This is a genomic window from Parabacteroides faecis (assembly GCF_014647375.1).
Lineage (GTDB): Bacteria > Bacteroidota > Bacteroidia > Bacteroidales > Tannerellaceae > Parabacteroides > Parabacteroides faecis.
In genome coordinates this window covers 1-15,960 of record NZ_BMPB01000024.1, presented here as the reverse complement: position 1 = coordinate 15,960, position 15,960 = coordinate 1, and the positions used below count along the sequence as shown (strand labels likewise).

Annotated in this window: 8 protein-coding genes; 3 read left to right on the top strand and 5 right to left on the bottom strand. The window is 45.4% G+C overall.

Annotated features, from left to right (window positions below; genetic code table 11):
* Positions 1-40 precede the first annotated feature (40 nt).
* Together IEY67_RS24895 and IEY67_RS24890 are read left to right on the top strand one after the other, a co-directional pair.
* Positions 41-2,542, top strand: a complete 2,502-nt coding sequence (locus IEY67_RS24895; RefSeq protein ID WP_229801201.1) for an outer membrane protein assembly factor BamB family protein — start codon at positions 41-43, stop codon at positions 2,540-2,542.
* Between the two features lie 103 nt (positions 2,543-2,645).
* Positions 2,646-4,241, top strand: a complete 1,596-nt coding sequence (locus tag IEY67_RS24890) for an alpha-L-fucosidase (protein ID WP_183671330.1) — start codon at positions 2,646-2,648, stop codon at positions 4,239-4,241.
* Positions 4,242-4,345: 104 nt separating this feature from the next.
* On the opposite strand, the gene IEY67_RS24885 is transcribed toward IEY67_RS24890, so the two are convergent.
* Genes IEY67_RS24885 through IEY67_RS24875 form a run of 3 tightly spaced genes read right to left on the bottom strand, consistent with a single transcriptional unit; the run spans position 4,346 to position 8,729 of the window.
* A complete protein-coding gene (locus tag IEY67_RS24885; RefSeq protein ID WP_183671331.1) occupies positions 4,346-5,017 on the bottom strand; it encodes a DUF2461 domain-containing protein in 672 nt (223 codons plus the stop codon).
* Between the two features lie 40 nt (positions 5,018-5,057).
* Entirely contained in the window at positions 5,058-6,467 is a 1,410-nt protein-coding gene (locus tag IEY67_RS24880; RefSeq protein WP_183671332.1) for a sialate O-acetylesterase, read from the bottom strand.
* Between the two features lie 51 nt (positions 6,468-6,518).
* Positions 6,519-8,729, bottom strand: coding sequence for a patatin-like phospholipase family protein (locus IEY67_RS24875; RefSeq protein ID WP_183671333.1), 2,211 nt, complete (start codon positions 8,727-8,729; stop codon positions 6,519-6,521).
* Positions 8,730-8,888: 159 nt separating this feature from the next.
* On the opposite strand from IEY67_RS24875, the gene IEY67_RS24870 reads away from it, so the two are divergent.
* On the top strand, positions 8,889-12,911 hold the full coding sequence (locus tag IEY67_RS24870) for a glycoside hydrolase family 2 TIM barrel-domain containing protein (RefSeq protein ID WP_183671334.1): 4,023 nt from the start codon (positions 8,889-8,891) through the stop codon (positions 12,909-12,911).
* On the opposite strand, the gene IEY67_RS24865 is transcribed toward IEY67_RS24870, so the two are convergent.
* Entirely contained in the window at positions 12,855-13,370 is a 516-nt protein-coding gene (locus IEY67_RS24865) for a hypothetical protein (protein WP_122375158.1), read from the bottom strand. The two genes, IEY67_RS24870 and IEY67_RS24865, sit on opposite strands and share 57 nt — an antisense overlap.
* Before the next feature lie 619 nt (positions 13,371-13,989).
* On the bottom strand, positions 13,990-14,964 hold the full coding sequence (locus IEY67_RS24860; RefSeq protein ID WP_183671335.1) for an Rpn family recombination-promoting nuclease/putative transposase: 975 nt from the start codon (positions 14,962-14,964) through the stop codon (positions 13,990-13,992).
* Positions 14,965-15,960 lie beyond the last annotated feature (996 nt).

The window sequence follows — 15,960 nt, the reverse complement described above, 5'->3', positions numbered from 1 at the left end:
TCTTAACAGACAGACATCAGTTATAAAACATAAAATTCTCATGAAAGAAAAATTAAGAAACATCTGTGTTTTTGCTATTGTTATGACTTGCAATATATACAGTGTAGCTGCGCAATATACCGGACATGTTTTTGTCGATAATAATGGAAACCATCGCTATGACCGGGGAGAGAAAGTGCTTCCTGGCGTATCTGTCTCCGATGGACTGAATGTGGTGCAGACCGATAAAGACGGGAAATTCGAGTTGTCCGGCCATGCCCATGCTCGTTTTGTTTATATTACATTGCCGGCTGGATATCGCACGGATGCTTATTATCAACGTATCGCAGATGATATGAACAGCTACGATTTTGAGCTTCAGCCTGCCAATCCGAAAAGTATAAAATCCGATGGAACCCACCGCTTTATCCATATTTCTGATACCCATATGTATGATTCTTACCTTACAGCCCTCGACGGATATGCTGCCAGTTCTAAGGATTTGCGCGATTATGTAGAAAATGAGGATATCGCCTTTCTTATTCATACCGGTGATGTCGCACGTGAAGGATTTGCCTCTTACAAGTACTTTTTGAACAATGAAAATATGCCTGCGTCACAAGTCTTTTATTGCATAGGAAATCACGACCTGGGCAGTGGAAAGTATGGCGAGGAATCTTTTGAGAATCATTTCGGACCGGCATATTATTCGTTTGAAGTAGGTAATATTCATTACATTGTCACTCCAATGCCGGGGGGAGACGGTAAGCCTGATTTTACGCAGGAACGTATCGGCCAGTGGTTGAAGAACGATTTGAAGTATGTACCGGCCGGCAAACCGATAATTTCATTTAATCATAGTGTGATGAGCGGAGACGGACATTTCAGGTTCGGTAGTAATGAAACCGGATTTATTGATTTAACTGAATATAATTTGAAAGCATGGATCTATGGACATTGGCATCATGACCGGATGTACCATTATGACGGTTCAGACGTACTGATGATTTGTTCACCGGGACATGTACGTGGTTCTTACGACCATTCTCCATCTTCATTCCGTGTGTTGACTACAGGACCGCAAGGACAACTCTCTTCTGAAATTCGTTATCCGTATATTGACAAGTCCGTTACCATTTCTTCTATTGACAATGGAATGGCTGCAACTCTCTCTGACGGAACGGTTCCCTTGTCTGTCAATACTTATTCATCAGTATCTCCGGTACGGAAAGTTTCTTATAGCTGTTTTAGCCGGGGAAAAAAATACTTATCAGACCATCCGTTAAAACAAAACTCCGACTTTAACTGGAGTGATAATATAGCACTTCCATCTTCACTGGATAATCAAATTGTGACCGTGAAAGTGACTGCAACCTTTGCCAATGGGGAGGTGTCCCAAGAAAGCGCTTCCTTCTGTTATCGAAATGCTACAAATACACAGGTAAAAGTGAATAAGGATTGGACAAACCTGCTCCAAAACGCCGCACATGTCCCAGAATTAAAAGATACTTTACAATTGCCTTTACAATTAGCCTGGGTGCAAAATATAGGTGCCAACATCTATTTCTCATCACCACTCATCTATAAAGGAGCCATATATGCAGCTTCACTTGATGACAACGGTCTTGGTAAGGCTTCCGTAACTTGTATGGATGCACAAACGGGACAGATCCGCTGGCAGTATCCTTTGAGACATTCAGTTCGCAGCAGCATTGCTGCAGAAGATGGTTGCATTTTCGCACAAGATATAAACGGATGGCTGTATGCTGTGGATGCAGCAACCGGAAAACTGGTATGGGAAAAAGATCTGGAGATGGACAAGCAAGTACCGCTGGATAATGGACTGGTAACGTCCGATGGCGTAGTCTATGCCGGAACGGGTCGTTCGTTATGTGCATTCCAGGCAAAAACAGGTGAGTTGATTTGGCAGAACAAAGACTGGGATACCGGACATGGTACTTCCTCCACATTTTCTGTGAATAACGGTATACTGGTCGGCCAGGCTTTCTGGGAAGCGGCCTATGCCAACGATGCCCGTTCGGGACAGAAGCTGTGGAGCAGAGGAGGTTATGGATTCGGTAGTTCGGCAGCCATGCATGGAGGACTGATATATTCCATCTCGAACCGTTCGTTATTTATTGTCGATGCAAAGACTGGCAAGCGGTTAATACAAAAAACATACGATTTCGAGTTGAAGAACCTTTCCACTCCGTTGGTAACGAATGATGAAATTATTTTCGGTACGGCAGAAAACGGAGTAGTGGCAGTTGACCGCAATACTCTGGAAGTGAAATGGCGTTTCCGGACAGGACGGGCCATGATCTATACTGTCCCTACCTTAGGAGATCCGGCCTCACCGGTAGAAGCAAGTCCGGTTTTGAGCGGAGATATTGTTTACGTGGGAGCATCTGATGGTGCATTATATGCCCTGAACCGTAAAGACGGTCAGTTGTTGTGGAAGCATGCAATGGGTGCTCCCGTATTGGCGACGGTGGCAGTGAGCGGAAATGCTTTGTTTGTATCAGACTTTGCAGGTAATGTATACGGATTTATTTCAAAATAAGCCCTTTACATCTCCATGAAAATAAAATGTCACTAGAAGAAATAAGAATAAAAACATCAACAATTATGTTCTTACTATAATAAAGAACAATCTATATGTAAGTATGAAACGAACGATCTATCTACTGGCCTGTATCTTTTGCTTATTGCAGGCCTCTGCACAAAACAACGATTTATCCTGGGAAGAATTACAAAAGCAATATCAATTCCCCCAATGGTACACTGATGCCCGGTTCGGTATTTGGGCAACAATCGGACCGCAATCCGTTCCTTTACTGGGTGGAGGATGGTATGCACGGCATATGTTCATGCAAGATGTGGGTTCACAGCAATTCGGTAAAAACGCATACGAATATCACCGTAAAACTTTCGGACCACAATCCCAGAAAGGATACACGGAAGTTATCCATCAATGGAAAGCAGAACGGCTGGACACCGATGAACTTGTCAGATATTTCAAATCGATCGGTGCCAGATATATTGTTGTTCATGCCAACCATCACGATCATTTCGATAACTTTGCGTCTACCTACCATCCCTGGAACTCAGTAAACATGGGGCCTCACAAAGACATTGTAGGTCTCTTCGAAAAGTCGACCCGCAAATATAAACTACCGTTCGGAGTCAGTTCACACGACGACCGTTTCCTGGGCTGGTGGTTACCGGCATTCGGGGCTGACACATCGGGTGTTTATAAAGGCATTCCCTACGAAGGCCGGATGACTAAAGATGATGGAAAAGGAAAATGGTGGGATGGTTACGACCCAGCCCAACTGTATGGCCTTCCTCCGGAAAAAAGAACTCCGGAATACGAAGCAGAAGTAAAAAAGAACTATATGCTCCGCCAGCAGGAACTTGTCACAAAATATAATGTCGACCTGTTATGGGTAGACGGTTACGGATTTCCATATGGCAATTACGGAAAAGAAGTATTCCGTACGCTATTCAATAACAGCCTGAAACGTAATGGTAAAATCGATGCCGTCGGAATTGCAAAAGTCGATAAAGAACCAATGTTGGTCAAGGATATAGAAGCAGGTGTGGCGGAAGAAATTCTGCCTTATCCCTGGGATGGAATATTTACCTTCACCCACTGGTTTTACAAAGAAGATAATCCGCTGATGCATAATGCCCGTTCCATTATAGAACTGACAAGCGACATTATCAGCAAAAACGGCAACATGCTCCTGAATGTCGAATTGAAAGGTGACGGAACGATTGCTCCCGACCATAAAGAGATACTGGACGATGTAGGCAAATGGATCAATATCAACAACAAGGCGATCTATGCCAGCAAACCATGGGTAATTTACGGTGATAATCTCAATTCGTGCAAACGGGAAATAGAAAGGAATATAGTGAATGCCGATAAGGACAACGTTATGAAAGAGGCTCAAAAGGAAAATTTCAATGCACGCACAGCAAATAGCGCTCCTTACGGACATGATGAAGTACGCTTCACTACACACGGGAAGAACTTGTATATTTTCGTGCTCAACCCGGCCACGGGTAGTATCGATCTGCCTTCGTTGGGACTTACATCGCAGGAACATCCCGGCAAGATACGTTCAGTCAAAATGCTAGGCAGCCATGAAAAGATCCACTTCAGACAGGATAATGAGAGGTTAACGTTCGATATACCCGATAAACGCCCTACCCCTTATGCTGTTGTTTTCGAGGTGCAGGGGGCTATACAATAAACAGACACTAACCTACCAGATAATCAAAAGGTATCAAAAGATAAAGTCTCCGCATCCCGCTCCAGACTACATCTTTTGATACCCTCCGATATAGGATAATGATATTATGCTCTTCCTAAAAACTCATCCACCGTATAATTCAGGAAATTGTTGAAAGGGAGAAGTTCCTGGAAAATCTCGATCGTCTGCTCCATCCAGTCATCCTGCATAAAGAATTCATCCGGCTTATTAGCGGCAAAGCAAAAATCCTTATGCCGCAGAATTTCATCATATTTAAAATCAGCAGGATAACCTGCCGGCATACGCTTCAATACTTCACCTTCCATCACCGGATATGCTTCCTTAAATGATGGCTTTTCGATAATACTTACAAATTCGTCGATATGATCATATATATCCTGGCGAAGCATTTTCAACAGTTTGGGAGGAGGGCACCAGACACCACCCGACAACATGCTGTTACCCGGTTCGAGATGAATATAATATCCTCCCCGCTCACTGGCACGTCCGCCTTGCGCCATATAAGCTGCAAAATGGACTTTATAAGGAGTTTTGTCCGGCGAGAAGCGCAAATCCCGGTAAATACGGAACTGGCAATCCTTTGCTTCCAGTCCTGCTACCTGCGGGTCGAACAAAGCGATTCGGTTAATCACCTGCTGGACCTCGTCGAGAAAGGCTTTATGCAACACATCGTAGCGGTCTTTATTAGCCTGAAACCACTCACGGTTGTTGTTCACACTTAATTCCTTCAGGAATTGTATAATTTCTGCATTCATAAATAGCTGTTTATTTTATCAGCAAAGATAAGGAATTATATTATTCATTATCCCAGTTTCTGTCCGTCCGGAAAGGTGCGACCGGCAATCCCTCTTTATTGAACAGGTTGCCGACAGTTGCATCATCAAAACAATATTGCACCATAACCGGATTTTTCACTTTGGGAGAAGAAACGACAACCGTATTCTCTTTGATCTGAGCTTTTGCCGGCTCGAAGACGCCGTCTTCACCAGCTATCCGGAAGCCAACGATTTGTTTCTCCTTACACATTAACCCGTTATCGGCATGAAGGAAAGAAATAACGGCTTTATTTTTATTGACTGTCATCCCTTCGAACACCGGAGATTCAAAACCGGACTCAAGCCGCCCGTATGTTTTCCCTAAGGCCAGATTAGCCAGACGAAGTCCGACACTCTGTTTGTCTGTCGGATGAATATTCTTCAGATCAGCTACACAGTCGGAGATAGCCACCATTCCGCAACCCGGAACCGTACGTGCTACCCATTCCTGATGTTCACGAACCAAAGCAGCACCGTTATCTCCGGCATTATAGGTAAAAGGAGCGATCTGTACCAGATAGAAAGGGAAGTCTTTCTTAAAACTTTTCCGCCAGCTCTCGATCATTGTTTTCATCAGGATTCCATAAGAATCCGGATGGTCGCGGTTGGACTCACCCTGATACCAGATAGCACCGGCCAGGGCATAAGGAGTAACCGGATTGATCATCTGATTATATAACACACCCGGTTCGACCGGCCACCACGGGTAGGTCTTATCCGGCATCGCATCACGTAAGCGGGGATTATCCATTACCAGTTCTTCCGGCGTCCATACTTCGGCCGGAGTTCCTCCCCATGCCGAAACGATCAAACCGATGGGGACATTCAGGTCTTTTTGCAGATCGCGCCCGAAAAAGTATGCCACAGCACTGGTATTCTTCATCACATCGGGTGTACAGGTGGCCCACGACGCTTCGCAATTATTCTGCGGAGTGGCGGCTCCACGCTTGGGGATATGGAAGAAACGGATATTCGGATAATCGGCAGCAGCTATCTCTTCGTCGCGATTATCTATGTTAGCCATCGGAGTCCACTCCATATTGGATTGTCCGCTGCAAAGCCAGACTTCCCCTAACATTACATCTTTCAATTCACAATTGCCATTTCCCAAAACAGACAGGGTATAAGGTCCTCCGGCTGCTGCCGTCTTCAATGTCGTATCCCAACTGCCGTCCGAACGGACTGTTGCCGTCGCTGTATCCTTCGGAGCCCAGCTACCGACCACTTTCACTGTCGCACTGGCATCTCCCCATCCCCATACGGGTACTTCACTCTTTTGCTGCAATACCATATGGTCGGCAAAAACAGACGGCAGACTGATTTGAGCCTGCATACCGGCCATCAATAAGGAAAGGGCGGCAGCCATTCCCATCATTCGTGTAAGTTTCATGTATTTCTCTGTATTTGATTGATTAACGGATTAACAAATGTACAACAAAAATCAGAAAGTGAACCCCAGATTCAGATAAAACTGAAGGCTTGTATTCTGATTCGACATGCTGAAATTCGCGCTTAGCGGACCAGCTATACTATTATAAGCATACCCCAAGCTTCCACCCCATACACTTTTCCCTTTCAGCAGATGGAAAAAATCATTGTGATGAAGCGCATAGTTACCGATCAGGGAAATATAGTTATTCCCCGCAATCCGCTGCCGGAAATGCAAGCGGGTTACAACAACCGAATTATCGAATATCTCCATCCGGTTGATCCCGGCAAAAGGCAACTGCTGAGGAACATAACGTCCCTCTGCCTCACCGCCGACCGCATTCAGAAAAGGATACGCCAGATTTCCCCCGATCAGCACACGTCCGTACAGAGAAGGGAGAACGCTGAAATGAGCAGTAACAGGAATGACGGAAGTAAAATTCAACCCGATAGCCGAGAAAGGAGCGTGTCCGTTATAATTGACAAAGTTATCCGTATATACAGAATAATCGGCTTTCAGGGAAACACCTTTCGTCGGAAAATACCGCCGGTCGAGTGTCTCCAGATGAGCCATCGCAAAATAACTGATAAATCCCTCCGGCTTTACTTCAAATTGGTTGTTATCCCCCGTATACAGGAAAGAATTATAATCGTAATATTCATAACGTAACCCCAGTTTGAATTTGAAATTCAACCAGTTCATATCCGAATAGCCGAATTCGGCAAAATGATGGGTGTAACTGGTATTAAACGTTTTATGCCCTTTCCTGTAAATATCCAGGTCCTGATAAGTGAACTGGTAAGCCAGGTTCAGGTTACGTAACGGATTCCTTTCGATGGCATAATCCAGACGGGCATACGAGGTTTTTCCCCCGACACGCCCGGTAAATCCCAACTTGGAATGGTTACGTGCCCGGTAATCGAAAGTCGCATTCACCAATACACCGATGATCTCTTCCGAATCGAAACGCAGGCCAAGATTCACGGAACTAACCGATTTCTTTTGTGCCGTCAGTACCAGATCCTGCTGTTGCTCTCCCGTCAACATATAATTCACATTGGAGTAAGCATTGGAACCGATCAGCACAGACATCGCATGGTGAAGTTCCTTCAACGTGATCCGGCTGTTCTCACGCAAGCCACTGATCTTCATCAGCCACTTCTCGTCTCTCGGATCCGTGCCGGTAAAAGAGATAGTACGGATATAAAAGCTATCGGTAGGCAACGCCGGATAGGACTTCCGGAAATGCCCGTGTTCTTCCGGACGGAAATCTTCTGCTATCCCGATCTTCTCTTTCAATGCGATGATCTCGTCCCAATGGGCATAAGCCTCCTGTTCTCCACGCCTGATCAGGGTATCCAACGCAACCGTAGTGAAACTGGCAGCATTATAAGATGTCATATTCGGACGGAGTAACAGATCTGTCTGCTCCTTGTTCTTCGCATATTTTTCATATCCATGCAGGGCGATGATCTGCCCTACCACATCACCGGGCGTATTCAGGGCTTCCAGCTTCTTCAAATCGCTGGTTCCCAGATCCACACCGATAATGATATCGGCTCCCATCTGCCGGGCGACATCAACCGGAAAGTTGTCATTGAGTCCGCCGTCTATCAAGACCATACTATCCAGGCGGACAGGAGCGAACACAGCCGGTATCGCCATACTGGCACGCATTGCCAACGGCAGGCTACCTTTACGAAACACATAATCCTTCCCGTCGACAGCATCCACCGCGACACAGGCAAAAGGAATATTGAACTTCTGGAAATCGACGGAATCATGATAACCGATTGTCAGATTGGAAAACAGATTCATCAGGTTTTGCCCTTTGATCATTCCCTGGATGACACGGTCTTTCTTTTCTTTTCCGAAAGGCAGGGATAGAATATACCGTTCGGAATTTTCTTTTTCCGGAAAAGTCAGGCTATTCCGTTTGATACGGTCGCTGAGCAGCATTGTCCAATCCTGCTCCAACACCATTGTATCTATTTCAGCCGGAGTATATCCGATAGAATATAATCCTCCGACAATAGCTCCCATACTGGTACCCGCCACGTAATCGATCGGAATACCAGCTTCCTCCAACACTTTCAACACGCCTATATGAGCTACTCCTTTTGCTCCTCCGCCACCAAGCACAACCCCAACATTCTTCCGTTGGGCCGCTAAAGATGGCAAAACAGCCAGCACCATCAGCAAAAAGCATAGTAACTTTTTCATCTCCACTCTATTTATGACAAATGTAATCGGTTTATATCAAAGATGCAAACAAATCACTTCAAAGCCGATAAGTACATAAAAATAGTAAATAAGCCATTATCCTCTCCGATAAATGTACTACTTTTGAACCAGTATTCTCACTATAGAAAAACACTCAATATGCAAAAAAGTACATTATGCCTGTTACTATGCTGCTTTACCCTACAAAGTCATGCGATAGTAGAGCCATTGAAAGGCTACCAGTATGCCACAGAACAAGCGCCAAAAGGGAATGAATGGGAATCGCCCGAAAACATTGCGCTGAACAAAGAACAACCCCATGCCTATTTCTTCTCTTTCCAGGATCAGGAAAGCGCCCGGAAAGTACTACCGGAAAACAGTACTTACTGGCAATCGCTGAACGGAGACTGGAAATTCAACTGGGTACCGACTCCCGAAGAACGTCCGAAAGATTTCTACCAGACGAACTTCGACGTATCGGGTTGGGATAATATCCCCGTACCGTCGAGCTGGAATATCGTCGGTCTTCAGAAAGACGGAACACAGAAATACGGGACACCTATCTATGTGAACCAGCCCGTTATCTTCCAGCATAAAGTGGCAGTCGACGACTGGCGCGGCGGTGTGATGCGTACGCCGCCCGAAAACTGGACGACTTTCAAACATCGTAACGAAGTAGGTTCCTATCGCCGCGAGTTCACTATTCCCAAAGACTGGGAAGGAAAAGAAGTCTTTATCAACTTCGACGGAGTGGATTCTTTCTTCTATCTCTGGATAAACGGCCACTATGTAGGTTTCTCCAAAAACTCACGCAATACGGCCAGCTTCAATATCACTCCCCACCTGGTAAAAGGGACGAATATAGTGGCAGCCGAGGTCTATCGCAGTTCGGACGGTTCGTTCCTGGAAGCACAGGATATGTTCCGCCTGCCGGGTATTTACCGCAATGTTTCGTTGACTGCCGTTCCTCAACTGCATGTCCGCGACCTGGTCGCTACTCCCGACCTGAATACGACTTACACAGACGGTTCGCTGACCATCTGCGCCGATATCCGCAATCTGGGGAAAAAGGCAGCCAAAGATTATTCACTGACCTACTCGCTATACGCCAACAAACTATATTCCGATGAGAATACAAAAGTAGAAAATGTAACGGCATCCGTTCCCGTCCCTGTACTGGCAGCCGGACAGGAAATCGGGACCGAAGCTGTTTTAAAAATACAAAACCCGAATAAATGGTCTGCAGAACAGCCATACCGCTATACATTGGTCGGAGAACTGAAAGACAAAAAAGGCCGTACGATAGAAACCTTCTCTACGATTGTCGGCTTCCGCAAAGTAGAGATCAAAGACACGCCTGCTTCGGAAGACGAATTCGGATTGGCAGGACGTTACTACTATGTAAACGGCAAAACGGTTAAACTGAAAGGTGTCAACCGTCACGAAAGCAATCCGGCAGTAGGCCACGCCATCACCCGTAAAATGATGGAAGATGAAGTCATGCTGATGAAACGTGCCAATATCAACCATGTCCGCAACTCCCATTATCCGGATGATCCGTACTGGTATTATCTGTGTAATAAATACGGGCTCTACCTGGAAGATGAAGCAAACATCGAATCGCACGAATACTATTATGGTGCCGCCTCTCTGTCTCATCCGAAAGAATGGAGGGATGCACATGTGGCCCGTGTATTGGAAATGGTACATGCCAATATCAACAACCCGTCTATTGTGATCTGGTCATTAGGAAATGAAGCCGGTCCGGGACCGAATTTTGTAGAAGCTTACAACGCACTGAAGAAAGTAGACCTGTCACGTCCCGTCCAATATGAACGAAATAATGATATCGTAGACATGGGCTCCAATCAGTACCCTTCCATCTCATGGGTACGCGGTGCCGTGAAAGGCGATTATGATATCAAATATCCGTTCCACATCTCTGAATACGCCCATTCGATGGGAAATGCCTGCGGTAACCTGATCGACTATTGGGATGCCATGGAATCGACCAATTTCTTCTGCGGCGGCGCTATCTGGGACTGGGTAGACCAGTCTCTCTATAACTACACTCCGGATGGCAAACGTTATCTGGCTTACGGAGGTGACTTCGGCGATACGCCGAACGACGGGCAGTTCGTAATGAACGGTATCGTATTCGGCGACCTGGAGCCGAAACCGCAATATTATGAAGTAAAGAAAGTATACCAGCATATCGGTGTATCGGAAGTCAATACGGAAAAAGGTCTTTTCGAGATATTCAACAAATACTATTTCAACGACTTATCCGGCTACGATGTCAAATGGTCGCTTTATGAAAACGGCAAAGAAGTGGAAAACGGTTCACTGAATCCGGGCAAAGTGGCACCACGTACCCGCGTACAGGTTTCCGTACCTTATACATACAGTAAATTGAAGGCCGACAACGAATATTTCGTCAAAATCCAATTCCTGTTGAACGATAATACACCATGGGCTCCAAAAGGCTACGTAATGGCGGAAGAACAACTTCCGGTAAAAGCAGCAACAGGTAAACCCGCGATCAGCGAAGTGGCGAATGCCTCTGCCGGAGAACCGGTTATCGAGATACAGGCCGACCATCGCCTCACAATCAAAGGAGATAACTTCGTCGCCAAATTCGACAATGAAACAGGAACGATCTACAGCCTGAACTATGGAGGCGAAACCATTATCACCGACGGTAACGGTCCGAAACTGGATGCTTTCCGTGCCTTCACCAACAACGACAACTGGTTCTACGGAAGCTGGTTTGAAGCCGGACTGCACAATCTGAAACATAAAGCGACTTCCTTCAAAATGATCAAGAGGAAAGACGGTGCTGTCGCATTGTTCTATACTGTTGAGTCGCAAGCTCCTAATGCAGCCAAGATATTAGGCGGAACATCGAGCGGTAAAAATAAAGTAGAAGAACTGACCGACAAAGTATTCGGCGAAGACGACTTCAAATTCACTACCGACCAGGTATGGACGATCTACCGCGACGGCTCCATCGAATTGCAGGCAAGCATTACTTCCAACAACCCGAGTCTGGTTCTGCCACGTCTGGGGTATGTGATGAGAGTTCCTCAACGTTACGAAAACTACACCTATTACGGACGAGGTCCCGTTGAAAACTACGCCGACCGCAAAGCCGGACAGTTCATCGAAACATACCGTTCGACTGTAGCCGATCAGTTCGTAAACTTCCCGAAACCCCAGGATATGGGTAATCACGAAGATGTACGCTGGTGTGCACTGACCGACAAGGCAGGTAAGGGAGCCATCTTTGTAGCAACCGACCGTCTCTCTACTTCGGCATTACAATACACAGCACTCGACCTGACATTGGCAGGACATCCGTATCAATTACCGAAAGCCGGTGATACGTATCTGCATCTCGACCTGGCCGTTACAGGTCTGGGAGGCAACAGTTGCGGTCAGGGTGGCCCGCTGATCCATGACCGTGTGTTTGCCGGACAAAACAATATCGGTTTCATCATCCGTCCGGCTTCACCGGATTTGTCGGCTGCGGCACAGGTATCGGCTGCCGGCGACATTCCTTTCTCCATTACCCGCAGCCGTACAGGGTTGGTTGAATTGTCGTCTATCGACAAAGAGGCTGTTTTCTGTTACACAATCAATAAGGACAAGAAAGCAAAAGAATATACCGAAGCAATTCCTATGCGGGAAGGCGGAACGATCACAGCCTGGCTGAAGAATAACCCGGAGATCAAGTCGGTGAAGACTTTCAACAAACTGGAAAGTATTCAGACGGAAGTGATTTATGCCAGCAGTGAAGAAGTGGGTGAAGGGGATGCCAAGCATTTGGTAGACGGCGATCCGAACACGATCTGGCACAGTATGTATTCTGTTACCGTTGCCAAATATCCGCACTGGGTAGATCTGGACGCCGGTGAAGAGAAGGCTTTCAAAGGCTTTATCTATATGCCGCGCAAAGACAGCAACAATGGCAATATCAAAGAATATTCCATTCAGGTAAGCCAGGACGGCAAGAACTGGGGGGAACCTGTTAGCAAAGGCATATTCGCCAATAACCGGGATGAAAAGAAAGTCCTCTTTGACAAACCGGTAAAAGGACGTTATATCCGTTTCACAGCATTAAGCTCACAAAACGGACAAGATTTTGCCACAGGGGCAGAACTTACGATCCTGAGTGAATAAGAGAATAGAACGATACTTTCCTTTATATATTAATAGCGAAAGCCCCGGCAGTAATTCCGCCGGGGCTTTGTTTTTACCTGTCATATTGATAGAAGTAGTAAAGTCATACTTACCGACAGTAGTCAGGTTAGCCACTTTAACTGCTGTAGGATCAGCATTTCCTGTTTTTGTTATACTCACTACATTATATACACCGACCGTAGCTGTTGTATCCAACAAGCATGTAAAGCCTTCTTTTGTTTCACGGTTTGTGAAAGTAATCTCGTTTGTTTCCGTATTTACTTCAGAAATAACAAACTGATACTGAGGAGTAGACAGGTTGACTACAGCTGTACCCTGTGCAAGGAATTCGAAATTACTCAAACCACTAGCAGCTGCAGAAATACCGGCACCCAGATATTTACCCAGTTCTCCTTCAGCCTTTCCGCTATCTGTGCCTGCGCTTATACTATATAACATAATCCTCCCATATAAAATGGTAGATACACTTATACATAGTCAGCGCAAGCATTTACTGTCCATTACTCCGGTGTGTTTAAAATTTGCTAGATTTTATGTTAGGAATAATCTTCGTAAAATGCTTACAATATGTAATTGAAACTGTTCATTGCGAGCCGCTGCCCACTACGGAATCGTTGCAAGGGTAAAGAGGTTTTCCGAATCAACAAGAAAAACAGTCATAATTTTCCGAAATAAGAGGATTATAAACAAAACAACACTATTTACGCAACAAATGCCTCTGTTTGGGGGATAAACACGATGTGGCGCACGACAGGCTATAAGATGGAAGTCTTCAGGTTTGGTCTCAGTGAATGACGCTCATCTCTGAAATGTCGGATATTGTGACCTGGAACTTATCCATCGAAGTGAGCAAAAAGCTATTAGCGACCGCAGATTTATTTTATCTGTCACAACTGCCACTTTGCAGGCTTACTACCTGTTTATCATATCCTGACAGAAAGAGGACCGCCTTCATAAAACTAAGGTTTTTTTCTAAATTGGTACATTGACTCATTATTGGACTGCGAAGCCTACCTGTCAACTGTCACTTGTCAACTGAAAAAGGTTTCACCTTTTTCTATAACTTCTCTATTTCCTCTGCCGACAATCCCGTACAGCCGGCAATGTTGGCAACTGCCATCCCCATACGTTTCATATTGGTTGCGGCTTGGCGTAAAGCTTCCGCTTTCCCTTCAGCAAGTCCTTCTGCTTTCCCCTCAGCAAGACCTTCTGTTTTTCCTTTAGCTTCCCCTTCGGCCAGCCCTTCGATCCGGCCTTCCCATTTGGCGGTGTCGAGCACATCGTTCTGGATCATGATCGCGTTCAGATGTTCATCGTAGGCATGTCGTTCAACCGCAGACATGGAGTAGTATTTCAATTTCTCGCGGGCTTCACGAAGACCCGGAGCTGTCGTATCCGGGCGGATCGTACCGTCTTTCAGATATTCGATCCATTCGTCAAGCGGCGTCATGGCTATTTTATCGAACTCGTTCACGCGAACCAAGATGTATTCGGGGAAGATCTCCGCCGGCAGGCGGGTGATCACAGCATCACGGTCGCGGGTGTTAATTCGCAGGCGGTCGCCGGTATGTACTCCCGTGAAATGGTTTTGCCCGTGGTAGATATAATCCGTCCCCACACCCAGGTCGAAATAGAGGATGCTGATGGAGTAGACTTTCTTTACATTCTGATAGCCTTCGCCCAGCGAGATATGTTCGGTAATGGCTTTGGCTACACCGTAGAGGATGCGTTCGAGATAATGTACTTCGCGGGTGTTCTGTATTTCAACGATGATGATCTCGCCTTTACTGTTCTTGGCCTTGATGTCGACACGGTTAAATTTGTCATCGGCACTCTCCCGGTTGCCTTCGCTTTCGAGGATTTCAAGGATCTTGACCTCTTCACGCAGCATGACGGTAAGGAAACCCTCGAGCACACCGAAGTTGGCCTTCTGGCGCAACAGGCGCTTCACTGCCCAATCGAAGCGGATATACCGGTCTTGCAACTCTTGTCGTTCATTCTCTGCCATAGCTTTAGGATCTAATTCTCTCATAATTAAGTGTTTTATGTTAATAGCTCTACAAATATACGTATTATTCATGTACAACGAGAAATAATAAGGGATAATCTTATTAATAATTTGCCAATATACCAATGTGCCAACGGAGAATGCAAGATATCTATCAGCATGACAGAAGGCGGCAATCCGAAAGATAATGCCGTTGCTGAACGGGTGAACAATACAATAAAGAACGCTTCTTAGAGGTATGGTATTTAAGATATCGGAGGTAAAGTTTGCCGTAAAACTGCCATAAAGTTCTATAACCATGAACGCCCCATTGGAGTTTGGACGGTGGTATGACTCCTTACCAAGCGGCCGGACGCAAAGGGGAACTCAATAAAAGATGGGTGAGCTACAGGGATAAGGCGATAAAAAAGCTGAATACGATAAGTCAGACAGGATAAAACCAAGCCCGAAGGAAAGAAGCATGGCAAACCTCAGCGGTGTTTTTTTCATAATTCTTTTAGAGATAATTGGGAGCTTGATTATTTTTGTCGAATAATAAAGTCTACCCAATTCATCTATAAGAATAAAAAGGGTCAACCTGGAGTAGTATTAAGTACAAACCGAGTCTACCTGTATTATACATAAGACACCAAGTGGTCAACTAAAATCGTTAAACGACACGAACAAAAAGTTTCGTAGGGACAAAACAATAGTTTCCTGCCTACGAAACTTTTGTTTCCTACTTGGAAAACTAAAGTTTTTCAGGCAGAAAAACTGGCACTTCCTGAAGAGACTTTTCCCATTTCTACGACTTTCCTAAGGAATGGGAGCAAAAATAACACAAAAAGATGGTAGATACAAGTAAAAAGTGATAGGTGTTTTTACATCTACCACCACTCATATATTAATTGATTTATAAGTCATATAAAGATATATGGCAGATATGGTAGATGTTTTTGAAAAATAGAATATCGAAACCGGGGGGCGTAAAATAAACTGTGTCATGCGCTGTTTTTCTTTCAAGCTCATCGGTCGGGGATC

Coding starts and splice junctions, on each gene's coding strand:
- IEY67_RS24895 (WP_229801201.1), top strand. CDS start 41: ATGAAAGAAAAATTAAGAAACATCTGTGTTTTTGCTATTGTTATGACT.
- IEY67_RS24890 (WP_183671330.1), top strand. CDS start 2,646: ATGAAACGAACGATCTATCTACTGGCCTGTATCTTTTGCTTATTGCAG.
- IEY67_RS24885 (WP_183671331.1), bottom strand. CDS start 5,017: ATGAATGCAGAAATTATACAATTCCTGAAGGAATTAAGTGTGAACAAC.
- IEY67_RS24880 (WP_183671332.1), bottom strand. CDS start 6,467: ATGAAACTTACACGAATGATGGGAATGGCTGCCGCCCTTTCCTTATTG.
- IEY67_RS24875 (WP_183671333.1), bottom strand. CDS start 8,729: ATGAAAAAGTTACTATGCTTTTTGCTGATGGTGCTGGCTGTTTTGCCA.
- IEY67_RS24870 (WP_183671334.1), top strand. CDS start 8,889: ATGCAAAAAAGTACATTATGCCTGTTACTATGCTGCTTTACCCTACAA.
- IEY67_RS24865 (WP_122375158.1), bottom strand. CDS start 13,370: ATGTTATATAGTATAAGCGCAGGCACAGATAGCGGAAAGGCTGAAGGA.
- IEY67_RS24860 (WP_183671335.1), bottom strand. CDS start 14,964: ATGAGAGAATTAGATCCTAAAGCTATGGCAGAGAATGAACGACAAGAG.